Origin of the sequence: Sulfitobacter sp. 1A12056 (assembly GCF_043558125.1) — a bacterium.
GTDB lineage: Bacteria > Pseudomonadota > Alphaproteobacteria > Rhodobacterales > Rhodobacteraceae > Sulfitobacter > Sulfitobacter faviae.
Window position 1 is genome coordinate 740,848 of sequence record NZ_JBIFFY010000002.1, and the last position, 24,119, is coordinate 764,966.

The 24,119-nt window shown below is 62.5% G+C and carries 21 protein-coding genes, 1 tRNA gene and 1 rRNA gene; 15 read left to right on the forward strand and 8 right to left on the reverse strand.

The genetic code is table 11. From position 1 onward, the window contains the following. The first annotated feature begins 82 nt into the window (after positions 1 to 82). The 9 genes from ACGYLD_RS08010 (at position 83) to ACGYLD_RS08050 (ending at position 11,024) form a co-directional block, all read left to right on the forward strand. Complete coding sequence (locus ACGYLD_RS08010; protein WP_271692943.1) at positions 83 to 505, forward strand: cytochrome c; 423 nt, start codon at positions 83 to 85, stop codon at positions 503 to 505. 159 nt (positions 506 to 664) lie between these two features. Then, a complete protein-coding gene (locus tag ACGYLD_RS08015; RefSeq protein WP_271692945.1) occupies positions 665 to 2,635 on the forward strand; it encodes an AMP-binding protein in 1,971 nt (656 codons plus the stop codon). Positions 2,636 to 2,679: 44 nt separating this feature from the next. Beyond that, the gene (locus tag ACGYLD_RS08020; RefSeq protein ID WP_209218595.1) at positions 2,680 to 3,498 is read left to right on the forward strand and encodes an ABC transporter ATP-binding protein; all 819 of its coding nucleotides are present in this window, start codon (positions 2,680 to 2,682) and stop codon (positions 3,496 to 3,498) included. Between the two features lie 56 nt (positions 3,499 to 3,554). Further along, entirely contained in the window at positions 3,555 to 4,544 is a 990-nt protein-coding gene (locus ACGYLD_RS08025; protein ID WP_271688894.1) for a branched-chain amino acid ABC transporter permease, read from the forward strand. 93 nt (positions 4,545 to 4,637) lie between these two features. After that, positions 4,638 to 5,714, forward strand: coding sequence for a branched-chain amino acid ABC transporter permease (locus tag ACGYLD_RS08030; protein WP_067267750.1), 1,077 nt, complete (start codon positions 4,638 to 4,640; stop codon positions 5,712 to 5,714). Between the two features lie 82 nt (positions 5,715 to 5,796). After that, complete coding sequence (locus ACGYLD_RS08035) at positions 5,797 to 7,077, forward strand: ABC transporter substrate-binding protein (RefSeq protein WP_271692946.1); 1,281 nt, start codon at positions 5,797 to 5,799, stop codon at positions 7,075 to 7,077. A 67-nt stretch (positions 7,078 to 7,144) separates the two neighbouring features. Further along, complete coding sequence (locus ACGYLD_RS08040; protein WP_067267747.1) at positions 7,145 to 7,981, forward strand: ABC transporter ATP-binding protein; 837 nt, start codon at positions 7,145 to 7,147, stop codon at positions 7,979 to 7,981. A gap of 91 nt (positions 7,982 to 8,072) precedes the next feature. Beyond that, positions 8,073 to 9,299 (forward strand): phenylacetate--CoA ligase family protein, encoded by a 1,227-nt coding sequence (locus ACGYLD_RS08045; RefSeq protein ID WP_394402021.1) that lies wholly within the window; start codon positions 8,073 to 8,075, stop codon positions 9,297 to 9,299. A gap of 54 nt (positions 9,300 to 9,353) precedes the next feature. Next, positions 9,354 to 11,024: an ABC transporter permease gene (locus ACGYLD_RS08050; protein ID WP_394402023.1), complete on the forward strand. Its 1,671-nt coding sequence runs from the start codon at positions 9,354 to 9,356 to the stop codon at positions 11,022 to 11,024. 400 nt (positions 11,025 to 11,424) lie between these two features. On the opposite strand, the gene ACGYLD_RS08055 is transcribed toward ACGYLD_RS08050, so the two are convergent. From ACGYLD_RS08055 to ACGYLD_RS08070, 4 genes are all read right to left on the reverse strand, one after another. Further along, on the reverse strand, positions 11,425 to 12,441 hold the full coding sequence (locus ACGYLD_RS08055; RefSeq protein WP_394402026.1) for a Fe(3+) ABC transporter substrate-binding protein: 1,017 nt from the start codon (positions 12,439 to 12,441) through the stop codon (positions 11,425 to 11,427). A gap of 129 nt (positions 12,442 to 12,570) precedes the next feature. Continuing rightward, positions 12,571 to 13,446 carry a glutathione-dependent disulfide-bond oxidoreductase gene (gene yghU / locus ACGYLD_RS08060; protein WP_394402029.1) on the reverse strand — a complete coding sequence of 292 codons (876 nt, stop codon included), beginning with the start codon at positions 13,444 to 13,446 and terminating at the stop codon, positions 12,571 to 12,573. Between the two features lie 128 nt (positions 13,447 to 13,574). Beyond that, positions 13,575 to 13,700 (reverse strand): type B 50S ribosomal protein L36, encoded by a 126-nt coding sequence (gene ykgO, locus ACGYLD_RS08065; RefSeq protein ID WP_005850168.1) that lies wholly within the window; start codon positions 13,698 to 13,700, stop codon positions 13,575 to 13,577. A 76-nt stretch (positions 13,701 to 13,776) separates the two neighbouring features. Further along, positions 13,777 to 13,851: transfer RNA gene (locus tag ACGYLD_RS08070), tRNA-Val, on the reverse strand. 145 nt (positions 13,852 to 13,996) lie between these two features. On the opposite strand from ACGYLD_RS08070, the gene ACGYLD_RS08075 reads away from it, so the two are divergent. Next, complete coding sequence (locus tag ACGYLD_RS08075; protein ID WP_271692950.1) at positions 13,997 to 14,857, forward strand: N-formylglutamate amidohydrolase; 861 nt, start codon at positions 13,997 to 13,999, stop codon at positions 14,855 to 14,857. 2 nt (positions 14,858 to 14,859) lie between these two features. Here ACGYLD_RS08075 and ACGYLD_RS08080 read toward each other — a convergent pair whose 3' ends face one another. Then, positions 14,860 to 16,113, reverse strand: coding sequence for a DNA polymerase IV (locus ACGYLD_RS08080; RefSeq protein ID WP_271692951.1), 1,254 nt, complete (start codon positions 16,111 to 16,113; stop codon positions 14,860 to 14,862). Positions 16,114 to 16,173: 60 nt separating this feature from the next. On the opposite strand from ACGYLD_RS08080, the gene ACGYLD_RS08085 reads away from it, so the two are divergent. Further along, positions 16,174 to 16,590 carry an NUDIX hydrolase gene (locus ACGYLD_RS08085; protein WP_271692952.1) on the forward strand — a complete coding sequence of 139 codons (417 nt, stop codon included), beginning with the start codon at positions 16,174 to 16,176 and terminating at the stop codon, positions 16,588 to 16,590. 182 nt (positions 16,591 to 16,772) lie between these two features. Here the strand turns inward: ACGYLD_RS08085 and pyrF are convergent, their stop codons facing one another. Further along, a complete protein-coding gene (pyrF, locus tag ACGYLD_RS08090; protein ID WP_271692953.1) occupies positions 16,773 to 17,468 on the reverse strand; it encodes an orotidine-5'-phosphate decarboxylase in 696 nt (231 codons plus the stop codon). A 244-nt stretch (positions 17,469 to 17,712) separates the two neighbouring features. Beyond that, positions 17,713 to 18,027 carry an orotidine 5-phosphate decarboxylase gene (locus ACGYLD_RS08095; RefSeq protein WP_271692954.1) on the reverse strand — a complete coding sequence of 105 codons (315 nt, stop codon included), beginning with the start codon at positions 18,025 to 18,027 and terminating at the stop codon, positions 17,713 to 17,715. Positions 18,028 to 18,382: 355 nt separating this feature from the next. On the opposite strand from ACGYLD_RS08095, the gene clpB reads away from it, so the two are divergent. Continuing rightward, positions 18,383 to 20,998 (forward strand): ATP-dependent chaperone ClpB, encoded by a 2,616-nt coding sequence (clpB, locus tag ACGYLD_RS08100; protein WP_271692955.1) that lies wholly within the window; start codon positions 18,383 to 18,385, stop codon positions 20,996 to 20,998. 60 nt (positions 20,999 to 21,058) lie between these two features. Here clpB and ACGYLD_RS08105 read toward each other — a convergent pair whose 3' ends face one another. Further along, the gene (locus ACGYLD_RS08105; protein WP_271692956.1) at positions 21,059 to 21,493 is read right to left on the reverse strand and encodes a DUF302 domain-containing protein; all 435 of its coding nucleotides are present in this window, start codon (positions 21,491 to 21,493) and stop codon (positions 21,059 to 21,061) included. Between the two features lie 123 nt (positions 21,494 to 21,616). Here ACGYLD_RS08105 and msrP point away from each other — a divergent pair, with 123 nt between their 5' ends. From msrP to ACGYLD_RS08120, 3 genes are all read left to right on the forward strand, one after another. Continuing rightward, positions 21,617 to 22,522 carry a protein-methionine-sulfoxide reductase catalytic subunit MsrP gene (msrP, locus tag ACGYLD_RS08110; RefSeq protein WP_271692957.1) on the forward strand — a complete coding sequence of 302 codons (906 nt, stop codon included), beginning with the start codon at positions 21,617 to 21,619 and terminating at the stop codon, positions 22,520 to 22,522. A gap of 64 nt (positions 22,523 to 22,586) precedes the next feature. Continuing rightward, positions 22,587 to 23,234 carry a protein-methionine-sulfoxide reductase heme-binding subunit MsrQ gene (gene msrQ, locus ACGYLD_RS08115; RefSeq protein ID WP_271692958.1) on the forward strand — a complete coding sequence of 216 codons (648 nt, stop codon included), beginning with the start codon at positions 22,587 to 22,589 and terminating at the stop codon, positions 23,232 to 23,234. Between the two features lie 615 nt (positions 23,235 to 23,849). Beyond that, positions 23,850 to 24,119, forward strand: a 16S ribosomal RNA gene (locus ACGYLD_RS08120); the annotation flags it as partial.

A 24,119-nucleotide genomic window follows, 5' to 3' on the forward strand; every position in this document is an offset into this window, starting at 1 on the left:
AGAGCCGCGCGTAAATCGCGCTTGACCTTCTTGCGCTGGAGGCCCCGAGAAGCGCGCCGAATGGAAACCGGAAAGGCAGAGCATGAACAAGAAAATCGGAGCAGGCGCAGCGGCGGCACTGGTCTTGGCAGGCGGGTATATCTGGTGGCAGGCCGAAGAGGCCCCGGCCCCCGCTGCCAGCAGCGCGGCCATGGTGAAGGTCACCGTGCCGGAGAGCCTGAGCGGCCCCGCGCAGATCGGCGCGCGGGCGTTCGAGGCGCAATGCGCCGCCTGCCACGGGGTCAACGCTGCCGGGCGCGAGGGGGTTGGTCCGCCGCTGATCCACAAGATCTATGAACCCAGCCATCACGGCGATGCATCTTTCATGGTCGCGGCCACCAATGGCGTGCGCCAGCATCACTGGTCTTTCGGCAATATGCCCCCGGTCGAAGGGATTACCCCGGCAGAGGTGGAATCCATCGTGACCTATGTGCGCGAAGTGCAGCGCGCCAACGGGATCGACTAGCGGAAAATGCGGCGCGGGGGCGCTGTAACAATTCGTTAGAATTCGGAAAAGATCAGGAAAAAGTTGACCTCCACAAAAAAGAGAACGTCACTTGTGGGATCATAGAATCGCACAAGTGATCGAACCCGCCGGGGAGGGCGGGCATGGGAGGAAGACAATTTGGCCAAGCCGCTGACGCGTGCCGACGGACCTCAGTCCGTGCCGGCGCTGTTGCACCGCAACGCAAGTGAATTCGCAAACGCCCCCGCTTACCGGGAGAAGGAATACGGGATCTGGCAAAGCTGGACCTGGTCGCAGACCCGCGACGAGGTCGAGGCGCTGGCCCTCGGGTTTCTGGAACTGGGGCTGAACGAGGGCGATTTCGTCGCCATCATTGGGCGCAACCGTCCCTATCTCTACTGGGCGATGATGGCCGCGCAGATGGCCGGGGCCGTGCCGGTGCCGCTCTATCAGGACGCCAATGCCGAAGAGATGGCCTATGTCATGGGCCACTGCGGCGCGCGCCTTGCCGTGGTGGGCGATCAGGAGCAGGTCGACAAGATCATCGAAGTGCAGGACCAACTGCCCGACTTCGAGCGGATGATCTACCTCGACCCGCGCGGCCTGCGCAAATACGACCATTCCAAGCTCGACCAATATACCGCCGTGCAGGAGATGGGCCGCGCCAACCGCGAAAAGCATATCGCCGAGTTGGAGGCGCGTCAGGCCAAGCTGGATTACGATTCGACCGGCGTGATGCTCTATACTTCGGGCACCACCGGCAAGCCCAAGGGCGTCGTGCTGAGCAACCGCAACGTGATCGAGACGGCGAAGTCGTCGTCGGAGTTCGACGACCTCAAGCGCAATGACGAGATTCTTGCCTATCTGCCGATGGCATGGGTGGGGGACTTTATCTTCTCCGTGGGTCAGGCGCTCTGGACGGGTTTCTGCACCAACTGCCCCGAAAGCGCCGACACGATGCATGTCGATCTGCGCGAAATCGGGCCGACCTATTACTTCGCCCCGCCGCGTGTCTTCGAGACGCAGCTGACCTCCGTCATGATCCGTATGGAGGACGCGAGCCGGTTCAAGAAGTGGCTCTTCGACACCTTCATGGCCCATGCCCGCAAGGTCGGCCCCGCCATTCTGGACGGCAAGAAAGTGTCCGCTTGGGACCGCGCGAAATACGCGTTGGGCGAGTTGATGATCTATGGCCCGCTGAAGAACACGCTCGGCTTCAGCCGCGTGCGCGTCGGCTATACCGCCGGTGAAGCGATCGGGCCGGAAATCTTCGATTTCTACCGCTCGCTCGGCATCAACCTGAAGCAGCTCTACGGCCAGACCGAGGCGACGGTCTTCATCACCGCGCAGCCCGATGGCGAAGTGCGCAGCGATACCGTGGGCGTGACCTGCCCCGGGGTGGAGTTGAAGATCGCCGACAATGGCGAAGTCTTCTACCGTTCGCCGGGCGTCTTCGTGGAATACTACAAGAACCCCGAAAGCACCGCCGACACCAAGGACCCGGAAGGCTGGGTCGCCACCGGCGACGCGGGTTTCATCGAGGAAAGCTCGGGCCATCTGCGCATCATCGACCGCGCCAAGGACGTGGGCCAGATGGCCGACGGCAGCCTGTTCGCGCCGAAATACGTGGAAAACAAACTCAAGTTCTTCCCCAACATCCTTGAGGCCGTGGTCTTCGGCAACCAGCGCACCGAATGCACCGCCTTTATCAACATCGACCTGACGGCGGTGGGCAACTGGGCCGAGCGCAACAACATCGGCTACGCCTCCTATCAGGAACTGGCGCGGCATCCGCAGGTGATGGACACGATCCAGTCCCATGTGGAGGAGGTGAACCGCTCGGTCGCCGAGGACGAGATGCTCTCGGGCTGTCAGGTGCACCGCTTTGTCGTGCTGCACAAGGAACTCGACGCCGACGATGGCGAGCTGACCCGGACCCGCAAGGTGCGCCGCAAGATCATCGAAGAGAAATACGCCGACATCATCACCGCACTCTATGACGGCTCCGACAAGGTCAGCACCGAGACGGAAGTGACCTATGAGGACGGGCGCAAGGGTTCGATCAAGGCGACGCTCGAAATTCGCGACGCCGCGGTGCAGCCGGTCAGCCGCCGGATGGCAGCGGAATGAGCGCGGCCAGCGCCGGACAGGCGGGAACTATGGAAAGGGACAGCGTGAAAGATCAGGCTGACAGCTATGTCACCGACGACGGCCGCACCATCGGCCCGACGGTGATGGAGATGAAGAACATTACGCTGCGCTTCGGTGGCGTGGAGGCGATCAAGGATATTTCCTTCGACATCCGCGAGGGCGAGATCCGCGCGATCATCGGGCCGAACGGGGCGGGCAAGTCCTCGATGCTGAACGTGATCAGCGGCTTCTACGTCCCGCAGGAGGGGGAGGTCTGGTACAAGGGCGCCAAGCGGCCCCCGATGAAACCCTATCAGGTGGCCCAGCAGGGCATCGCCCGGACCTTCCAGAACATCGCGCTGTTCGAGGGCATGTCGGTGCTCGACAACGTGATGACGGGGCGTCTGACGCAGATGAAGACCGGGATGCTGGCGCAGTCCTTCTGGAAAGGCGCAGCCGAGCGCGAAGAGATCGAGAACCGTGAAATCGCCGAAAAGGTCATCGACTTTCTGGAAATTCAGGCGATCCGCAAGACACCCGTGGCGCGGCTGCCCTACGGTCTGAAAAAACGGGTCGAACTGGCCCGCGCGCTGGCCGCTGAGCCCACGATCCTGCTGCTGGACGAGCCGATGGCCGGCATGAACGTCGAAGAGAAAGAGGACATGAGCCGCTTCATCCTCGACGTGAACGACGAGTTCGGCACCACCATCGCGCTGATCGAACACGACATGGGCGTGGTCATGGACCTGTCCGACCGCGTGGTCGTGATGGATTACGGCCGCAAGATCGGCGACGGCTCGCCCGACGAGGTGCGCAACAACCAAGAGGTGATCGACGCCTATCTGGGGGTGGCCCATGACTGAGGCCCGTTTGATCACCCGCAACGACACTGCCGTTCTGACTTTGGGGAGGGCCAATGATGCCTGAGCAACTGGCGTTTACGATCGAGGTCTTTCTCAACGGGCTGATGGCCGGGGTGCTTTACGCGCTCGTGGCGCTTGGCTTCGTGCTGATCTACAAGGCTTCTGGCATCTTCAACTACGCCCAAGGCGTCATGGCGCTTTTCGCCGCGCTGACGCTGGTGGGGATCATGGAAGGGCAGGTGCCTTTCGGCCATCTGATCAACGCGATCCTTGGCACCGAGGTGCATCACTTCGGCTGGCACATTCCGGCGTTCCTTGCCATCGTGCTGACCATGGTCGTGATGATCGTGCTGGCCTATTGCGTGCAGCGTTTCGTCTTTCGCTACCTTGTGGGGCAAGAGCCGATCATCCTTTTCATGGCGACCATCGGTCTGGCCTATTTCCTCGAAGGGGTGGGCGACCTGATGTGGGGTTCCGAGATCAAGACGCTAGACGTCGGCCTGCCGCAGGGCATCAACGTCTGGATCGACGAATTCACCTATAACGCCACCGGCTACGGCTTTTTCATCGACAACCTCGATATCGTGGCCTCCATCGTCGCGGCGGTGCTCGTGATCGGGCTGGTGATGTTCGCGCAATACACCAAGCAGGGCCGCGCCATGCGCGCCGTGGCGGATGACCATCAGGCCGCGCTTTCGGTCGGTGTCTCGCTGAACTTCATCTGGATCCTCGTCTGGTCGCTCGCGGGTTTCGTGGCGCTGGTTGCAGGCATCATGTGGGGTGCCAAGTCGGGCGTGCAGTTCTCGCTCTCGCTCATCGCGCTGAAGGCGCTGCCGGTGCTGATGCTGGGCGGCTTCACCTCGATCCCCGGCGCCATCGTCGGCGGTCTGATCATCGGCGTGGGCGAGAAGTTGTTTGAGTTCCTGATCGGCGCCCCCTTCCTTGGCGGCGCGACCGAGAACTGGTTCGCTTACATGCTGGCGCTGGTCTTTCTTGTCTTCCGCCCGCAGGGCCTGTTCGGGGAGAAGATCATTGAACGGGTTTGATAACGGCTTGGTGCGCGGCGCGCGCGCACCCTATGGCACGGCATTGCAGGCAAGTGCAGTGCAAATGACTACCGCAGAAGGGAAAGCAGTCTAATGTTCTATCGTGAAGCGGGCGATTTCAACACATCCTACGCCCAGGACCAGCAGACCTTCCCGATCCGGTTCGACCGGTACCGCTACTATCTGGTGCTGTTCATCGCGGTTTTTGTCGTGCCCTTCGTGGTCAACGACTACTGGGTGAACTCGCTGTTCCTGCCCTTCCTGATCTACGCCATCGCGGCGATCGGGCTGAACATCCTCGTGGGCTATTGCGGGCAGGTGAGCCTCGGCACCGGGGGCTTCATGGCGGTGGGGGCCTATGCCTGCTACAAGCTGATGACGGCCATGCCCGAGGTCAGCATGTTCATCCACATCCTGCTGGCGGGCGGCATCACCGCCGCCGTGGGAGCGCTCTTTGGTCTGCCGAGCTTGCGGATCAAGGGCTTTTACCTCGCCGTGGCGACTCTGGCGGCGCAGTTCTTCCTTGTGTGGCTGTTTAACCGGGTGCCGTGGTTCTACAACTACTCCGCCTCCGGCCAGATCAGCGCGCCCGAGCGGGACACCTTTGGCATCCTGATCACCGGCCCCAATACCGAAGCCTGGGCGACCTATATGTTCTGCCTGATCTTCACTGTGGGCTCGGCGCTGGTGGCACGCAACCTGACGCGCGGCTCGGTGGGCCGCAAGTGGATGGCCATCCGCGACATGGACATCGCCGCCGAGATCATCGGGGTGAACCCGTTGCGCGCCAAGCTCACGGCCTTTGCGGTCAGCTCCTTCTTCATCGGCATCTCCGGCGCGCTCTTCTTCTCGATCTATCTGGGCGCGGTCGAAGTGGGCGAAGCCTTTGGCATCAACAAGTCGTTCCTCGTGCTCTTCATGATCATCATCGGGGGCTTGGGCAGCATCTTCGGTAGCTTTGCCGGGGCGGCGTTCCTCGTGCTCTTGCCTGTCTTGCTCAAGATCGTCGGCGTCGACTGGCTGGGCTGGCCCACGGATATCGTGGCGCATCTGCAGCTGGTGATCGTGGGCGGACTGATCGTGGTCTTCCTGATCGCAGAGCCGCACGGGCTGGCGCAGTTGTGGCGCGTGGCCAAGGAAAAACTGAGATTGTGGCCCTTCCCGCACTAGGCGGGAGCCATGAAAAGCGAGGCCGGAGGGAGGAAACCCGGCCCAAACACCCAAGTCGGACAATCCAAGGGAGGAAACACCGATGAAATACAAACTGGGAACTCTGGCCGTAGTTGGCCTGATGGCCGCAAGCCCCGTGATGGCGGACCTTGTCTTTCCGTCGCTGAGCTATCGCACCGGGCCCTATGCCGCGGGCGGCATCCCCTTCGCCGACGGCTATGCCGATTACTTCACCCTGCTCAACGAGCGTGACGGCGGCATCGGTGGCGAGCCTATCCGCGTCCCGGAATGCGAGACCGCCTATAACACCGAGAAGGGCGTGGAATGCTACGAATCCACCAAGGGTGAAGGCGCGTTGGTGTACCAGCCGCTCTCGACCGGCATCACTTACCAGTTGATCCCCAAAGTCACCGCCGATGACATCTCGATGCTGACCTCCGGTTTGGGCCGTACCTCGGCCAAGAACGGTGATGTCTTCAGCCACGTCTTCAACTTCCCGGCCAACTACTGGGACGGCGCTTCGGTCGCGGTGAAACACATCATGGAGCAGGAGGGCGGCAGCCTTGAGGGGAAGAAGATCGCGCTGGTCTATCACAACTCCGCCTATGGCAAGGAGCCGATCCGCACCCTGCAGGAACTGAGCAAGAAACATGGTTTTGAGCTGAAGGAAGTGCCCGTTGACCACCCCGGTCAGGAGCAGAAATCACAGTGGCTGCAAATCCGCCGTGACAAGCCCGACTATGTGATCATGTACGGCTGGGGCGTGATGAACCAAGTTGCCGTTCAGGAAGCCGCCAACATCCGCTTTCCGATGGACAAGTTCATCGGCATCTGGTGGTCCGGCTCTGAGAACGACGTGCTGGCCGCGGGCGCCAAGGCCGATGGCTACAAGGCGCTGACCTTCCACAATGTCGGTTCCGATTACCCGCTCTATGACGACCTTCAGGAATACGTTGTCGATGCGGGCAAGGCCGCGGGCGCAGGCGATCAGGTCGGCTCTGTTCTGTACAACCGTGGCATCTACGCCGCGATGCTGGTGGCCGAGGCCGCGCGCACCGCGCAGGAAATCCACGGCGTGACCGACATCACCAGCGGCCAAATGCGCGACGGGATGGAGCAGCTTGAGATCACCGAAGAGAAGATGGCGGCGCTTGGCCTGCCGGACTTCGGGCCTGAGTTCAGCGTCTCTTGTGAGAACCACGGCGGCGAAGGCTTCGTGGCCGTGACGCAATGGGATGCCGAGGCCAAGGAGTGGAACCTCGTGTCGGACTTCATGCAGTCGGATCAGGAAGTGATCCAGCCGCTGATCGATGCCGACAGCTCGGCCTATGCCGAGGAAAACGCCATCGAGGGCAACTGCTAAGAACCCTGCTCCCGGCCACCTTGGGGGTGGCCGGGGACATCTTCGAACCCCAAGAAAGGTCATGCCCATGCTGGATGCCGCCAACACCAATGACGTCGCAGTCGACAACCTGCTCGAGGTCAACAATATCGAGGTGATCTACAACCACGTCATCCTCGTGCTGAAGGGCGTCAGCCTGAACGTGCCCAAGGGCGGCATCACCGCGCTTCTGGGCGGCAATGGCGCGGGCAAGACGACAACGCTCAAGGCGATCTCGGGGCTGCTGGCCTCGGAACGTGGCGAGGTTACCAAGGGCTCGATCAAGTACCGCGGCGGCGCGATCCAGCATCAGGACCCCGCCGAGATCGTGAAACAGGGGGTCGTACAGGTCATGGAAGGCCGGCACTGTTTTGAGCACCTCACCATCGAGGAAAACCTGCTCACCGGCGCTTACACGCGCAGCGACGGCAATGCCGCGATCCAGCAGGACCTTGAGATGGTCTATAATTATTTCCCCCGTCTGAAGGAGCGCCGCCGTAGCCAGGCCGGATATACCTCGGGCGGCGAGCAGCAGATGTGCGCCATCGGCCGCGCGCTGATGTCGCGGCCCGAGACGATCCTGCTGGACGAGCCGTCGATGGGTCTGGCGCCGCAACTGGTGGAGCAGATCTTCGAGATTGTGAAATCGGTGAACGAACAGGAGGGCGTGACCTTCCTGCTGGCCGAGCAGAACACCAACGTCGCCCTGCGTTTCGCGCATTACGGCTACATCCTCGAATCCGGGCGCGTGGTGATGGACGGCCCCGCCAAGGACCTGCGCGAGAACCAAGACGTGAAGGAATTCTACCTCGGCATGTCCGACGAAGGCCGCAAAAGCTTCCGCGACGTGCGCAGCTACCGCCGCCGCAAGCGCTGGCTCAGCTAAGCCGGCCCCCCGGACCCGAAGGAAAGACCAAGACGAGACCTGAGCGGGCCTATGCCCTCTCCAGTGATGCCATAGCAGGAAAGTGACAGGGATGCTGACCAAGCCCCATTTCGACGATCTGGAAACCCGCAGCGCCGGCCAACGGGCGGCCGATCTGGCGCAGGCTCTGCCGCAGCAGATCGCCCGCGCGCAGAGCTTGCCGGGCTATGGTGACACGCTAAAGGGGATTGATGCCGCGCAGATCACCTCCGCCGAAGCGCTGGCCGATCTGCCGGTTTTGCGCAAATCTGAACTGGGCAAGGCGCAGGCGGGCCAGCCGCCCTTCGGTGGCTTCACCACCAAGCCGGTGCATGACTTCTCCCATGTCTTCCAGTCGCCCGGTCCGATTTATGAGCCGTCGAGCAACGATCCCGACTGGTGGCGCATGGGGCGCTTTTTGCATGCTGCCGGAATTGGCGCGGGCGACGTGGTGCACAATTGCTTTGGCTACCACCTGACCCCCGCTGGCATGATCTTCGAGTCCGGCGCGCGGGCCGTGGGGGCCACCGTGCTGCCCGCGGGCACCGGCCAGACCGAACTTCAGGTCACCGCCGCGCGGGACGTGGGCTCCACCGCCTATGCCGGCACGCCGGATTACCTGAAGGTGATTCTCGAGAAGGCCGATGCCATGGGGGTGACGCTGAACATCACCAAGGCGGCGGTCGGCGGCGGGGCCCTGTTCCCCAGCCTGCGCGCCTTTTATCAAGAGCGCGGCATCACCTGCCTGCAATCCTATGCCACGGCGGATCTGGGCAATATCGCCTATGAAAGCCCTGCGATGGAGGGGCTCATCGTCGATGAACAGGTCATCGTCGAGATCGTCACCCCCGGCACCGGCATTCCCGTGGCTCCCGGCGAGGTCGGCGAGGTCGTGGTCACCACGTTGAACCCCGACTACCCGCTTATCCGTTTCGCCACCGGCGATCTCAGTGCCGTGCTGGAGGGCGAAAGCCCCTGCGGGCGCACCAACATGCGGATCAAGGGCTGGATGGGCCGCGCCGATCAGACCACCAAGATCAAGGGCATGTTCGTCCGGCCCGAGCAGGTGGCGGCGCTGGTCGCCCAGCACGACGAGATCGAGAAGGCCCGCGTCATCGCCAGCCGCGAAGGCGAGGCCGATGTCATGACGGTGCAGATCGAGACCGCCGGAGAGGATAAGGACGCCTATGCCCAATCCGTGGCCGATCTGCTCAAGCTCAAGGGCCGGGTCGAACTGGTCGCCCCCGGCAGCCTGCCGCGCGACGGGCTGGTGATCGAGGATACCCGCAGCTACGACTGAGGCGCGGCGTCGCGCCCTCTGGCATTTCCGAGTGAAATCGTCGAAATAGGGCGCATGACGCTGAACGCCGCCTCCACCGAGACGCCCCATCTGCGCCGCGCCCGCGACGGGCTGCGCGCGCTATCGGGCGTTGCCCTGACCGTGGCCGTTTTCTGTGCGCTGCCGATGCTGGCGGTGCTGATCGCCGCCCTCAGCGGCGGGACGGAGACGGTGCAGCACCTGATCGACACGGTGCTGGGGCGCTACACGGTGACGACATTGCTCTTGGTGCTGCTGGTCTCTCTAGGCACCTTCGCCATCGGTGTGGGGGCCGCGTGGCTGGTCACGATGACGCGTTTTCCGGGGGCGAAGTTTCTGGAGATTGCGCTGGTGCTGCCGCTGGCCTTCCCGGCCTATGTGCTGGCCTATGCCTATACCCATGTGCTGGACCATCCCGGCATCGTCCAGACGGTGCTGCGCGACGTCACCGGCTGGGGGCCGCGCGATTACTGGTTCCCTGAGATCCGCTCGCTCGGCGGGGCGGCGGCGATGCTTGTGTTGGTGCTTTATCCCTATGTTTATCTGCTGGCGCGCGCCGCCTTCCTGCAGCAGAGCGGGACGACCTTTCTGGCCGCCCGCGCGCTCGGCTCCAGCGCATGGGCCGCGTTCTTCAAGGTCAGCCTGCCGCTGGCCCGACCCGCGATTGCCGGGGGTGTGCTGCTGGCGGTGATGGAGACCATCGCCGATTTCGGCACCGTGGCCTATTTCGGCGTGCAGACCTTCGCCACCGGCATCTACACCAGCTGGTTTTCGATGTTCGACCGCGCGGCGGCGGCGCAATTGGCGCTTTGCCTGCTGAGTTTCGCCTTGCTGCTGGCGATGCTGGAGCGCGCACAGCGGGGCAAGGCCAAGTATCACGACCCCGCGCGCCGGACCCAGTCCGCGCCGCCGGCCGAGTTGAAGGGCTGGCAGGCCGCGGCGGCGATCGTGCTTTGCGGGGTGCCGGTGCTCTTCGGGGCGGTGCTGCCGGTGGTGATCCTCGTGACCATGGGGCTCGACAGTGAGCAGAGCCTGTTCAGCCCGCGCTACCTCGGTTTCCTGCGCAATTCGGTGACGCTTGCGGGGGTCGCGGCGGTGCTGACGGTGCTGGCGGCGATCAGTGTGGGGTTCTACCGGCGGCTGCGCCCGGGACGGGTCTCGCAGGGCGCGGCCTATGTGGCGCGGCTTGGCTACGCGGTGCCGGGCGGGGTGATCGCGGTGGGACTGCTGGTGCCTTTCGCGGCCTTCGACAACGCGCTCGACGCCTGGATGCGTGAGACCTTCGACATTTCCACCGGGCTTCTGATCACCGGGTCGATCTGGCTGTTGGTGCTGGCCTATCTGGTGCGCTTCCTCGCCGCGGCGCTTGGCGCCTACGAGGGCGGGCAGTCCATGGTGCATGCTAATATGGACGCCGCTGCGCGCTCGCTGGGGCAGACGCCCCTGGGTACTTTGCGCCGGGTGCATCTGCCGATCCTCGCGCCCAGCCTGCTGACCGCGCTGCTGATCGTCTTCGTCGACGTGATGAAGGAACTGCCCGCGACGCTGATCATGCGGCCGTTCAACTATGACACGCTTGCGGTGCAGGCGTATCGGTTGGCGAGTGATGAGCGGTTGAACGGGGCCGCGGTGCCGAGCTTGGTGATCGTGGCGATGGGGTTGCTGCCGGTGATCCTGATCTGCCGTCAGGTGGGGCGGCAGCGGTAGAATTCGAGGGCCAGCGCCTGCCCGTGGGGTGGCGATCCTAACGTGCCTTCGTGCCACTTTATCTCACAGCCGTGATGTGAGCTCTCCAGGTCGGATCGAGCCTCACCAAATCGCCTCCCCGTGGGGACGGGCAGGCGATGGCCCGGCGCCTGCGGCTTGATTCCGGGCCGGGAACGATGAGGGCAGCGCCCTCCCTGGGGGGCGATGATCGGCCTGCTTTCTGCAATGTCATTGCCAAAGGCGCAGGCCCTGCGTCAGGACCCAGCGTTGCAAAATCGCCCTCCGGGGGGGAGGGAGGGCGATGCCCGGCGTGCCGCCGGGCGGGGCGTTCGATGCAGGCTTTGTCCAACAAAAAAAAGGCGGGCCTGAAAGCCCGCCTCCTGCGCGATTGTCGTGCTGATTATTCCCAGCCGACCGAATTAAAGATCTTCTGCGCGGTGCCGATGTTCTCGGCCACGTCCGACAGGTTCACGTCGTCGGCTTTGAATTCACCCAACTGTTTCACGCTGTCGGCCAGTTCCACGCCTTCCACGGTGGGGAATTCGTCGTTGCCCGCCGAGAAGTAGACCTGCGCCTGATCCGAGGCGAGATACTCAAGGAATTTCACCGCGTTCTCACGGTTCGGCGCGTTCTTGGCCACACCGCCGCCCGAGAGGTTCATATGCGCGCCGTTGCCTTCCTGATCCGGCCAGATCACGCCGATCTTGCCGATATCGGCGCTGACGCCATCGACATCGGTGCGGATCGCACGGGCGAAATAGTAGCTGTTGGAGACCGCGATGTCGCACTCACCGGAAACGATGCCGCGCAGCTGGTCGGTGTCGCCGCCCTGCGGGGCGCGCGCCATGTTGTCGACCACGCCCTGCGCCCATTCGGTCGCGGCTTCTTCGCCCTCATGGGTCACGATGGAGGCCAGCAGGGTCTGGTTGTAGGTGTTGGTCGAGGACCGGATGCAGACCTGACCTTTGTACGCCGGATCGGCAAGGTCCATGTAGGTCTTGGGCGGGTTGTCCATCGTCTCTTTGTTGAAGAAGATGATCCGCGCGCGCTGCGACAGGCCGAACCACTGGTTGTCGTCGTCTTGCAGGTTCGAGGGGATGCGCTCTTCCAGCGTCTCGCTCTCGACGGCTTGCAGCAGGCCCAAGTCCTTGGCGCGCTTGAGGCGGCTGGTGTCCACGGTCAGCAGGACGTCGGCGGGGGAGTTCGCGCCTTCGGCTTCAATGCGCGCCAGCAGTTCGTCGGCCTTGCCTTCGATGCGGTTGATGGTGATGCCGGTCGCTTCGGTAAAGTCGGAGTAGAGCCGCTCATCGGTGTCGTAGTGACGCGAAGAGTAGAGGTTCAACTCGCCATCGGCCAGCGCAGGAAGGGCCAGCGCCATCAGCGCGGCGGCGGCAGTCGATGTTTTGCAGAAGGTCATATCAGGGTCCTGTTCCATTGGGATAACTTGACTGAAACAGTAAGAAACAGATTTCACCCTTTCCTGCAACCAATTCCGCCAGAATTGGTTGGAAAGCCCCCGGCCAAGCCGGGCCGGGGGGCTGCGTGGTCAGTCTTTGCTGCCGATCTTGTCTTGGGTCTTGGTGTCGAAATCGCTGGCGTCGTGACGCTCGTGCAATTGCATCGACAGGTCATCGCCGAAGGCACGGTTGACCATCCGGCCCCGCGTCACGGCAGGGCGCGCGTCAATCGCCTCGGCCCAACGCATGACGTTCTTGTAAGAGGTCACATCGAGGAATTCCGCCGCGGCGTAGAGCCGACCGAGAACCAGCTGCCCATACCAGCTCCAGATCGCCATATCGGCGATGGAGTATTCATCGGCGAAATATTCATGCTCGGCCAGATGCTTGTCCATCACGTCAAGCTGGCGCTTGGTCTCCATCGCGAAGCGGTTGATGGGGTATTCGAACTTCTCAGGCGCATAGGCATAGAAATGGCCAAAGCCGCCGCCGAGGTAGGGCGCGCTGCCCATCTGCCAGAAGAGCCACGAGAGCGCCTCGGTCCGACGGGCGGGGTCTTGGGGCAGGAAGGCGCCGAACTTCTCGGCGAGATAGAGCAGGATCGCCCCCGATTCGAAGACCCGCTGCGGGGTCTCGCCGGAACGGTCCATCAGCGCGGGAATTTTCGAGTTGGGATTCACTTCAACAAAGCCCGAGCCGAACTGATCGCCCTCGGAGATATCAATCAACCAGGCGTCATATTCCGCCGCTTTGTGGCCCGCCGCCAGCAGCTCTTCGAACATCACCGTGACTTTGACCCCGTTGGGCGTGGCGAGGGAGTAAAGCTGGAAGGGGTGTTCGCCGACCGGCAGCTCCTTGTCATGGGTCGCGCCGGCGATGGGCCGATTGGTGCTGGCGAATTTGCCGCCGCTCTCTGATTCCCATTTCCAAACTTTGGGGGGCGTATATTCGGGCGTGTCCGACATGATGGTTTTCCTTGTTATTCAAGCCTGCCTTGAAGGTGGGGTTTTGAGCCGGGGTTGCAAGCAGTTATCCGCAACGAAAAAGGCCGCCCCCGGAAGGAGCGGCCTTTAATTCTACAAAGCTGCGAAGCTCAGCCCTGACGGGCTTTGAACCGGCGCTGCGTCTTGTTGATGACGTAAACGCGGCCTTTGCGACGCACAACACGGCAATCGCGATGCCGATTCTTGAGCGAGCGGAGCGAATTGCGAACCTTCATGGTCGTCTCCTCATGTCGTGGCGCGGGCCAGCGCCTGGGTTGCGGGCAACCCGCCAAGGGCGGGTCGATGAATAAATGGTGGGCGATACTGGGATCGAACCAGTGACCCCTTCGATGTCAACGAAGTGCTCTACCGCTGAGCTAATCACCCACTTTTCAGCGTTTCCATATCGGCCCCAAAACTAAATGGGGCGCGAAATTTCGCGCCGTTGGGGTCCTATAAAAGGAGTCGGCGGCGGGATCAAGGGCTTTTGGCGCGGAATAAACACGCTATGTTCGACTTAGAGGAATTTATTATGCCGATGACCGCTTACGAAGTACTGCATCCGGACCGAAACCACTCCTGCGTGGTCTTTGCGTCGCCTCATTCGGGGCGGGATTATGCGGCGTCTTTCCTGCGGCGGTCGGTTTTGGATGAACATGCGATCCGGTCGTCCGAGGATGCCTTTGTTGATCTCTTGTTCGACTGCGCACCGCTGCATGGCGCTTCTTTTATCAAGGCAGGGGCACCGCGGGCCTATATCGACCTTAACCGCGCGCCGGAGGAACTCGATCCGTCGGTCATCGAAGGCATTCCGCGGCAGGGGCACAACCCGCGCGTGGCTTCGGGGCTGGGGGTGATTCCCCGTGTGGTGGCCAATGGCCGGGCAATTTATCGCGGCAAACTGACCCAAGAAGAGGCGCAGTTGCGAATCGACAGCTACTGGCGGCCCTATCACGCCAAATTGCAGGAGTTGCTGAGCGGGGCCCATCGCCGCCATGGCCAAGCGGTGCTGGTCGATTGCCATTCCATGCCGCATGAGGCGATGGACGGCGTGGCCCGCGGCGGGATGCGGCGGCCCGATGTCGTGCTGGGGGACCGTTTCGGCGCGGCGGCGGGGGGCGAGGTGGTCGACCGGATCGAAGCGGCTTTCGTCGATGCGGGCTTCGTCGTGACGCGCAATTCGCCCTTCGCGGGGGCCTATATCACCCAAGCCTATGGCCGCCCGTCGCGCGGGCAACATGCAGTGCAGGTCGAGATCGATCGTGCGCTTTACATGAACGAGCGGTTGATTCGCCCCAATGGCGCTTTCGAGGCGGTACAGGCGGCGTTGCAACGCGTCGTGGCCGAGGTGGCCCAGATCGGGCAGGAGCGGCTTCCGCTCGCCGCGGAGTAGGCTCAGCGCAGCGCGCGGCCTTTGACGATGGCCTTTTCACCAAAACGGCTGCGGATGCTATCGGCGGCGCGTTCCGCGCGGCTGCGTTGTGCCGCGCCGGGGTCGAGCAGATCGCCCGCCATATCCGCCCCCTCGGCGCCCGACAGTTCGGAGAGGCCCACGCCGATCAGCCGATAGGCGCTTTGGTGATCGACTTGGTCGAAGAGGGCGCGGGCGGTGCGGTAAATCCGGTCGGCCAATTGGGTCGGATCATGCAGCGAGAGGCGGCGCGACAGGACGGTATGATCGGCGCGTTTGAGCTTGAGCGTCACCACCCGGCCCGCCATCTCTTTCGCCTTGGCGCGGTCCGCCACCTTTTCTGCCAAACGCCAGATATGGCCGTCCAGAATCTCTGCATCGCCCGTATCGTCGGAGAATGTCGTTTCATTACTGATCGACTTCACCGGGCGGTGGCGAGAGACGCGGCGGGTGTCTTGGCCCCGTGCCAGATGCCACAGCCGGTCCCCCATGCTGCCAAAGCGCGCGATGAGATCGGTCTGTTCCCACCGCAAGAGATCGGAAAAGCTGCGGATGCCGGCCTTTTCCAGTGCGGTCTGGGTGGCGGCACCGACGCCCCAGATCATGCCCACCGGTTTGTCGCGCAGAAAGTCCGCCGTTTCCCCCGCGCCGATGACGGAAAACCCATGCGGCTTGTCGAGGTCCGAGGCGACTTTGGCCAGAAACTTGTTGTGGCTCAGCCCGATGGAGCCGGTCAGCCCCAGTTCGGTCTTCATCCGCCGCACAAGCCGCGCCAGCATCATCGCCGGGGGCTGGCCATGCAGCCGCGCGGTGCCGGTCATATCGAGAAAGGCTTCGTCCAGCGACAGCGGCTCGATTGCCGGGGTCATCTCTTCCATCATCTGGCGGATCGCGCGGGAGGCTTCGACATAGACTTCCATCCGCGGCTTGATGATCACCGCCTCGGGGCAAAGCTTGAGCGCCTGAAACATCGGCATGGCGGAGCGCACGCCGCGAATGCGCGCGACATAGCAGGCGGTCGACACGACCCCGCGCCGCCCCCCGCCGATGATGACGGGTTTGCCCGCGAGTTCGGGATTGTCCCGTTTTTCGACCGAGGCATAGAAGGCGTCGCAATCCATATGGGCGATGGAGAGGTCAAAGAGTTCCGGGTGGGACAGCACGCGCGGACTGCCGCAGCGCGGACAGCGCCGCGACGGCGGGATTTCAGTCAGACAATCGCGACAGAGGGTAGCCATGGGTACACCGGGAGGGCAGGGTTCGGGCGACGATTCTAACCAGATCGCGAGGGATTGAACATGGTCTTTGATGGCGCAAAGCTCGCGCTCTACCTTGGGGAGAAGTTGGCCGTGATCCTGCGCGACGATCTGCCGGGGCTGCTCTTTGCCGATCACTGGGATTTTCCCGGCGGGGGGCGCGAGGGGGAGGAGACCCCGCTGGCCTGCGCCCTGCGCGAATGCCGCGAAGAACTGGGGATCGTGGTGCCTGAAGATGCCGTAATCTGGGAGGGCAGCTTTGACGAGGGCGGGCGGATCAAATGGTTCTTCGTCGCGCGCTTGCCTGCCGAGGCAGAGGCCCAGATCGTCTTTGGCGACGAGGGGCAGCGCTGGCGCTTGATGACCGTGGCGGAGTTTCTCAACCATCCCCGCGCCGTGCCCGCCTTTCAGGACCGCTTGCGGGTCTATCTTGCGGACACGAAGGTTTCGGGCAAATAAAGGCCCCCCGCCTGCGTGAGCGGGGGGAGGTGACGAACATCAGGAAGAACCAGTTCGTCGGGGAGTATCACCTGAGTTCAACATAACATGTGAGGCGGTTTTCGCCTAACGTTGATGGAAGCGCTCGCGGCGCATGTCAGCGCTCTGTGGTCGATTTGCTACAGGCGGGGGCGAGCCCGTTGTTAACCTTCGGAAATTTCCTGAAGCACGGCGCGGGCGGCGGCGGCCGGGTCTTCGGCCTGCCAGATCGGGCGGCCTACCACGATGTGATCGGCCCCGTCCGCGATGGCCTGCCCTGGTGTGGCGACGCGTTTCTGGTCGCCCAATGAAGCCCCTTGGGGGCGCACGCCGGGGGTGACGATCAGCTTGCCGCGCGCTTCGGGCAGGGCGCGGATCGCGGCGGCTTCTTGGGGGGAGGCGATGACCCCATCCGCGCCCGCGTCCAGCGCCCGGCCTGCGCGGGTCAGCACCAGATCGCCCAGATCGCCCGGCTGGATCAGCGCAGCGTCAAGATCGGCGCGGTCCAGCGAGGTGAGGATGGTGACGGCTAGGATTTTCATATCGGTGCCCGCGGCCCCCTGTTTGGCCGCAGCCACCACATGCGGGTCGCCGTGGACGGTCAGGAAATCCAGATCGAACTGCGCAAGGCCCCGCACTGCCGCCTCTACAGTGGCGCCGATGTCAAAGAGTTTCATATCGAGGAAGATGCGCTTGCCATGCTCTTGCCTCAGCTCATTGGCCAAGGCCAAGCCGCCGCCGGTCAGCATGCCCAGGCCGATTTTGTAAAAGCCCACGGCATCGCCGAGCTTTTCGGCCAGTTCCAGCCCCGCGACCGCATGGGGAACATCAAGGGCGACAATCAGACGGTCATCAGACATGCGAGGGCTCCTGCCAAATTTCAAACGGCTTTGACCTACGCCGCGGCGCGGGGCAAGTCCATCATTCATGCGGGGAGGGCGCAAAAAAGAGGCCCGAACACCGCTGAGCGGGTCCGGGCCAAGTGATCAGAGACTTAGCAGGCAGGCACTGGTCTCTGGTTTGCGGAACGCCACATCGGGACAGATGAGGTGGCGGCAGGTCCGCGGGCAGCCGCGCGGCAGGCAGGCGCCGCGCGGAAGGGGGTCAAGCCGCGTCGCGACCGGGGAGGTGCATGACCTCTTCCAGCCAACGCAGCGGGTCGAAGCTGCGGCGTCCGGCCCGCTGTGCGGGGACGTGGCGCAGAACATCGGAACTCAGGCCACGCTTTTGTGCGTGACGGCGAAGCGCCTGACGGGACAGCCCGTCGGCGGCATCGTGGTATGACATGGTGATCGGGGCATCGATGGCGCAGGCGTAACGGCGCAGCTGCTCCCCGTCTTGGACGGTCACCAGCGCTTCGAAACACTGAGTGGCCGCATTATAGGTGACATCTGTCAACTGGATCGGGCGCGTCTGCATCGTTTCACCTCTTGCGTTCTTCTGAACCTTGGCAGGCTGCTTCGTCCTGCTCTCCTCTGCTGGGTAAACGCGAGAGGCGGCAAAATGGTTTCATTATGGTTACAGCTTCTGTGGATAAAGGTTAACAATGTATTTATATCAGTAACATAGAGATGTATTTTATGTCTCAAAATTGCCGTATTTTTGCCTTATTGGCTGATTTCTTCCTATTGGCGGCGCCGCTCTCGGCGGTATTTTGCATCTGGATGGTCTTGAACCGGCAGCACCGCTTCCCAAATTGATACCGAGGCTCAGACCGCCGCGTGCCACATATCGGGCGCGGCATTTTAGAGCGCTTGTAGAAAAGGAGAGACCCATGGACTTAAGCAAGTTCACGGAAAGATCGCGCGGCTTCATTCAGGCGGCGCAGACCATTGCAACACGGGAAAGCCACCAGCGGCTCGCCCCGGAACATGTCCTCAAAGCACTGCTGGACGACGACCAAGGGCTTGCGCGGAATCTGATTGCCGCGTCGGGCGGCGACGGGGCGCGCGTGGTGCAGGCGCTTGACCTGGCGCTTGGCAAGATCCCGAAAGTCACCGGCGATGCGGGGCAGGTCTATCTGGACGGCACCACCGCCAAGGTGCTGGCCGAGGCCGAAGCGATTGCCAAGAAAGCAGGCGATAGTTTCGTCACTGTCGAGCGCATTCTGACCGCGCTTTGCATGGTGAAATCCGGCGCAAAGACGGCGCTAGAAGCGGGGCAGGTGACCGCCCAAGGGCTTAATGCCGCCATCAATGATGTGCGCAAGGGCCGCAAGGCCGACAGCGCCACTGCCGAAGACAACTATGAGGCGCTGGAGAAGTACAGCCTCGACCTGACCGCGCGGGCCGAAGAGGGCAAGATCGACCCGATCATTGGCCGGGACGAAGAGATCCGCCGCGCCATGCAGGTGCTGAGCCGCCGCACCAAGAACAACCCGGTGCTGATCGGTGAGCCCGGCGTCGGTAAGACCGCCATCGCCGAAGGCTTGGCGCTGCGCATCGTGCATGGTGACGTGCCTGAATCCCTGCGCAACAAGCGTTTGCTCGCGCTCGACATGGGCGCGCTGATCGCTGGCGCGAAATACCGCGGTGAGTTCGAAGAGCGTTTGAAAGCCGTGCTAACCGAGGTGACCGAAGCCGCGGGCGAGGTGATCCTCTTCATCGACGAGATGCACACGCTGGTCGGTGCCGGTAAGGCCGATGGCGCGATGGATGCGTCGAACCTGCTGAAACCTGCGCTGGCGCGGGGTGAGCTGCACTGTGTCGGTGCCACCACGCTCGAAGAGTACCGCAAATATGTCGAGAAGGACGCGGCGCTCGCGCGGCGGTTCCAGCCGGTGATCGTGCAGGAGCCGACGGTGGAAGACACTGTCTCGATCCTGCGCGGTATTAAAGAGAAGTATGAGCTGCACCACGGCGTGCGCATCAGCGACACCGCGCTGGTCGCGGCGGCGACGCTCAGCCATCGCTACATCACCGACCGTTTCCTGCCCGACAAGGCGATCGACCTGATGGACGAGGCGGCAAGCCGTCTGCGGATGGAGGTCGATAGCAAGCCTGAAGAACTGGATGCGCTGGACCGTCAGATCCTGCAACTTCAGATCGAGGCCGAAGCGCTGAAGAAAGAAGACGATGCCGCGTCCAAGGATCGGTTGGAGGCTTTGCAGAAAGACCTGAGCGATCTGCAAGACCGCAGCGCCGAGATGACAGCGCAGTGGCAGGCCGAGCGTGACAAGCTGGCCGGCGCGCGTGACATCAAGGAGAAGCTCGACCAAGCGCGAGCCGAACTCGACATCGCGAAACGCGAAGGCAACCTCGCGCGCGCGGGCGAGCTATCTTATGGCGTGATCCCGCAGTTGGAACGCGACCTTGAAGCTGCCGAGGGCCGCGAGGATGACATGATGGTCGAAGAGGCCGTGCGCCCCGACCAGATTGCCTCCGTCGTCGAGCGTTGGACAGGCATCCCGGCGGGCAAAATGCTTGAGGGTGAGCGCGACAAGCTGCTGCGAATGGAAGAGCAGTTGCATGATCGGGTGATCGGGCAGAACGCCGCCGTGAAGGCCGTGGCGAATGCGGTGCGCCGCGCGCGGGCAGGGCTCAACGATGAGAATCGCCCGTTGGGCAGCTTCCTCTTCCTCGGGCCGACCGGTGTGGGCAAGACCGAGCTGACCAAGGCCGTGGCCGAGTTCCTCTTTGACGATGACAATGCGATGGTGCGCATCGACATGTCGGAGTTTATGGAGAAACATGCCGTGGCCCGTCTGATCGGTGCCCCTCCGGGCTATGTCGGCTATGACGAAGGCGGTGTGCTGACCGAAGCGGTGCGGCGCCGGCCCTATCAGGTCGTGCTCTTCGATGAGGTCGAAAAGGCGCATCCCGATGTCTTCAACGTGCTCTTGCAGGTGCTCGACGATGGTGTGCTGACCGATGGTCAGGGCCGCACGGTTGACTTCAAACAGACGTTGATCGTGCTGACCTCCAACCTCGGGGCGCAGGCGCTGAGCCAACTGCCCGAGGGCGGCGATATGGCGGCGGCCAAGCGTGACGTGATGGATGCGGTCCGGGCGCATTTCCGGCCGGAGTTCCTGAACCGTCTGGACGAGACGATCATCTTTGACCGTCTGGGCCGTGCGGATATGGACGGGATCGTCGATATTCAGATGGCACGGCTGCTCAAACGGCTGGCCGGGCGGAAGATCACGCTCGATCTGGATGAGGCCGCGCGCAAGTGGTTGGCGGATGAGGGTTATGACCCGGTCTTCGGGGCGCGTCCTTTGAAGCGGGTGATCCAGCGCACCGTGCAGGATCCGTTGGCCGAGATGCTCTTGGCCGGGGATGTGAAGGATGGCGATACCGTCACCGTCCGCGCCGGGGCCGATGGGTTGATCATCGGCGATCAAGTGGCCGCATCAAACCGGCCCAAGCCGGATGACGCAACGGTGCACTAACCGTTATGCGATGAAGAGAAGGGCCGGATTTTCCGGCCCTTTTTTAATCTGGAAGGGGACCTACTCTCCAATCGCCTCTTTCACGATCTCGTCCAGCAGGCTTTGCACCTCTTGCATCGCGCCGTCGGGGAAAGCGCGGTAGCCGATGGTCACTTCGTCACTCTCGGGCAATTGCATGACGAAAATGTCGTAGGGGCAAAAGCCGATGTTCATCACATCCGCCTCCATCACCTTGCGCGACAGCGCGGCCGAGCAAAAGCTGAACACCTCCGCCGCCTCGAACAGCACCACGTCCGACCCGACATCGGCGCGGGTGCGGTCGAGCATCTCACCGACATGGCTGACGTTCTCGGGGATGAGCCCTTGGTTCAGGATCGCGTTCTCCACCCCGAAGGTCACATCACCAAAGCTCTGGTCGGTGGTATAGGTGACCATCTCATCCGCTTGGGCGGCGCTGGCCCAAATCAGACCGGCGGCGAAAAGAAAACGGATCATGGCGGCACTCCTTTGAATAACGGCGCCTGACATTCCGGTGTGCTGGCTGAAATCCGGGCGAAAGGATTTGGTATGGCTTCCGGCGGGCGCTAACTTTGCATGAGTATAGTAGGGAGCGCTGAAATGGCCAATCGCTGGATCAATCGACTGACGGACCGTGACGTGACCGACGAGGCGCAATACCTCAACCGGCGGCAGATCATGGGCGGTGCGATGGCGGGGCTGGGCCTTGCCGGGCTGGGGCAGGGGGCCGCGGCCCAAGAGGGGCTGACCCCGAATAACTACGAAGACATCACCCAATACAACAATTACTACGAGTTCGGCACTGGTAAGGACGATCCCGCGAAATACGCAGGCGCGCTGACGACCGCCCCTTGGACCGTGACCATCGCGGGCATGGTCGACAAGCCCGGCGACTACGCTTTCGAGGATATCATGAAGGCGATGACCATCGAAGAGCGCATCTACCGGCTGCGCTGTGTCGAGGCGTGGTCGATGGTGGTGCCGTGGAACGGATTCGAACTGGCCGATCTGCTCAATATGGCCGGGGTGCAATCCGGCGCGAAATACGTGGCTTTTGAAACCGCCTACCGCCCCGAAGAGATGCCGGGCCTGCGTTTCCCCGTGCTTGACTGGCCCTATGTTGAAGGGCTGCGGCTGGATGAGGCGATGCACCCGCTGACGATCATGGCCACCGGCATCTATGGCAAAGACATCCCGAACCAGAACGGCGCGCCGCTGCGGTTGGTCGTGCCGTGGAAATACGGGTATAAATCCATCAAATCCGTGGTGCGCATCACGCTCACCGACGCGCAGCCGCCCACCAGTTGGAACAAGGCCGCGCCGCGAGAATATGGTTTTTACAGCAACGTGAACCCCAAGGTCAGCCATCCGCGTTGGTCGCAGGCCGATGAGCGCCCCATCGGCGGCGGGCTCTTCGCACGGCGCCAGCCGACGCTGATGTTCAACGGCTACGAAGAAGAGGTGGCGTCGCTTTACGAGGGTATGGACCTGACGGCGAACTTCTGATGCCTGCCGCGATATATATGCCCCGTCCTTTCGCCCAAGCGCCTCAGTCTGGCGTGGCCGCAGCATGACGCGCCTGGCCGATGCCCTGAACAGGGCCACCCGCCGCATTCCGGTTTGGGTGGTCTATCTTTTGCTGGCCCTACCCATCCCGTGGTTCTTTTACCAAGGGCTCACCGGCGGGCTGGGGCGCGATCCGGTAAAGGGGCTCGAACACCTCTATGGTCTATGGGCGCTGCGCCTGCTGATCGCCGGTCTGGCGATCACCCCGTTGCGCCGGGTGTTTGGGGTGAATCTGCTGCGCTTTCGCCGGGCGCTCGGTGTGATGACCTTCGTCTATGCGCTGGCGCATCTGACTGTCTGGGCGCTGCTCGACGTGCAAGGGCTGTCGCGTATCTGGGCGGATATTCTCAAACGGCCCTATATCACCATCGGCATGGCGGGGTTCCTCTGCCTTGTGCCGCTGGCGGCCACATCCAACAACTGGTCGCTGCGGAAGCTGGGGGCGCGTTGGCGCAAGCTCCACCGGCTGACCTATGTAGCAGCGCTCTTGGCAGCCCTACATTTCCTATGGCTGGCGAAAGGGTTTCAGCTGGAGCCGTTGGTCTATGCCGGCCTTGTCGCGGGGCTTTTGATCTATCGGCTGCCGTTTGGGGGCCTTTGGCAGAAAGGCCCGCGGGGATGGGCGACTCGGAAGGGGCAACAAGGGTCGTGATTCACGCGTCTGAAACGCGCGATTCCGGGCTGTGGCATGTGGATAACTGATGGCGTTAACATAACGGCGGCATATTAGGGGGGGTTACGTTAACCTCTGCAGTGTCTCGCATGCCATAAATCACTGTTCTGAAGGGCTTTTATAAGGCTTTCACAAAAACTGCACAAAACTTCAAAAAACGGCTTGCGGCTTTGTCCCACTCACCTTAGAACCCCCTCTACCGGCGGCGCTGAGACGCACCGCTGGGGCGCCAGACGGGGCGGACGGCAGCGGAGACGCGGTGGTTCGGATCACGAGGCGGATAAGAATTCGAGGTATTAGAGGCGGGGCGCGCCAAGAAGTTAGGGCGCATCTCAGTTTCTTTTGTCTCAACGCTGTTTGAAAATTTGATATCTGAAGAGATATGTGGGCGGTTTGGTTCATTCGATGGATCAACGTCTGTATATCGCGCTCTTAGGGTTTCGGCCCGATGATAGAGTGTCAGCTTCACTGTTTGGACGGCTTTCGCTACTTTGTAGCTGAAGCACAACAAGCAGAGAATGGTCTGCATCTTTCAGTAATGGATGTAGGTCGATGTGCAGAGGTTCGACGTCAAGGATACGCAGCAATGCGTTTCAACTTGAGAGTTTGATCCTGGCTCAGAACGAACGCTGGCGGCAGGCCTAACACATGCAAGTCGAGCGAGACCTTCGGGTCTAGCGGCGGACGGGTTAGTAACGCGTGGGAACGTGCCCTTCTCTGCGGAATAGCCACTGGAAACGGTGAGTAATACCGCATACGCCCTTCGGGGGAAAGATTTATCGGAGAAGGATCGGCCCGCGTTAGATTAGATAGTTGGTGGGGTAACGGCCTACCAAGTCTACGATCTATAGCTGGTTTTAGAGG

Excerpts from the sequence above, each read along its gene's own strand:
- ACGYLD_RS08010 (WP_271692943.1), top strand. The coding sequence starts at position 83 with ATGAACAAGAAAATCGGAGCAGGCGCAGCGGCGGCACTGGTCTTGGCA.
- ACGYLD_RS08025 (WP_271688894.1), top strand. The coding sequence starts at position 3,555 with ATGCCTGAGCAACTGGCGTTTACGATCGAGGTCTTTCTCAACGGGCTG.
- ACGYLD_RS08030 (WP_067267750.1), top strand. The coding sequence starts at position 4,638 with ATGTTCTATCGTGAAGCGGGCGATTTCAACACATCCTACGCCCAGGAC.
- ACGYLD_RS08035 (WP_271692946.1), top strand. The coding sequence starts at position 5,797 with ATGAAATACAAACTGGGAACTCTGGCCGTAGTTGGCCTGATGGCCGCA.
- ACGYLD_RS08040 (WP_067267747.1), top strand. The coding sequence starts at position 7,145 with ATGCTGGATGCCGCCAACACCAATGACGTCGCAGTCGACAACCTGCTC.
- ACGYLD_RS08045 (WP_394402021.1), top strand. The coding sequence starts at position 8,073 with ATGCTGACCAAGCCCCATTTCGACGATCTGGAAACCCGCAGCGCCGGC.
- ACGYLD_RS08050 (WP_394402023.1), top strand. The coding sequence starts at position 9,354 with ATGACGCTGAACGCCGCCTCCACCGAGACGCCCCATCTGCGCCGCGCC.
- ACGYLD_RS08055 (WP_394402026.1), bottom strand. The coding sequence starts at position 12,441 with ATGACCTTCTGCAAAACATCGACTGCCGCCGCCGCGCTGATGGCGCTG.
- yghU (WP_394402029.1), bottom strand. The coding sequence starts at position 13,446 with ATGTCGGACACGCCCGAATATACGCCCCCCAAAGTTTGGAAATGGGAA.
- ykgO (WP_005850168.1), bottom strand. The coding sequence starts at position 13,700 with ATGAAGGTTCGCAATTCGCTCCGCTCGCTCAAGAATCGGCATCGCGAT.
- ACGYLD_RS08075 (WP_271692950.1), top strand. The coding sequence starts at position 13,997 with ATGCCGATGACCGCTTACGAAGTACTGCATCCGGACCGAAACCACTCC.
- ACGYLD_RS08080 (WP_271692951.1), bottom strand. The coding sequence starts at position 16,113 with ATGGCTACCCTCTGTCGCGATTGTCTGACTGAAATCCCGCCGTCGCGG.
- ACGYLD_RS08085 (WP_271692952.1), top strand. The coding sequence starts at position 16,174 with ATGGTCTTTGATGGCGCAAAGCTCGCGCTCTACCTTGGGGAGAAGTTG.
- pyrF (WP_271692953.1), bottom strand. The coding sequence starts at position 17,468 with ATGTCTGATGACCGTCTGATTGTCGCCCTTGATGTTCCCCATGCGGTC.
- ACGYLD_RS08095 (WP_271692954.1), bottom strand. The coding sequence starts at position 18,027 with ATGCAGACGCGCCCGATCCAGTTGACAGATGTCACCTATAATGCGGCC.
- clpB (WP_271692955.1), top strand. The coding sequence starts at position 18,383 with ATGGACTTAAGCAAGTTCACGGAAAGATCGCGCGGCTTCATTCAGGCG.
- ACGYLD_RS08105 (WP_271692956.1), bottom strand. The coding sequence starts at position 21,493 with ATGATCCGTTTTCTTTTCGCCGCCGGTCTGATTTGGGCCAGCGCCGCC.
- msrP (WP_271692957.1), top strand. The coding sequence starts at position 21,617 with ATGGCCAATCGCTGGATCAATCGACTGACGGACCGTGACGTGACCGAC.
- msrQ (WP_271692958.1), top strand. The coding sequence starts at position 22,587 with ATGACGCGCCTGGCCGATGCCCTGAACAGGGCCACCCGCCGCATTCCG.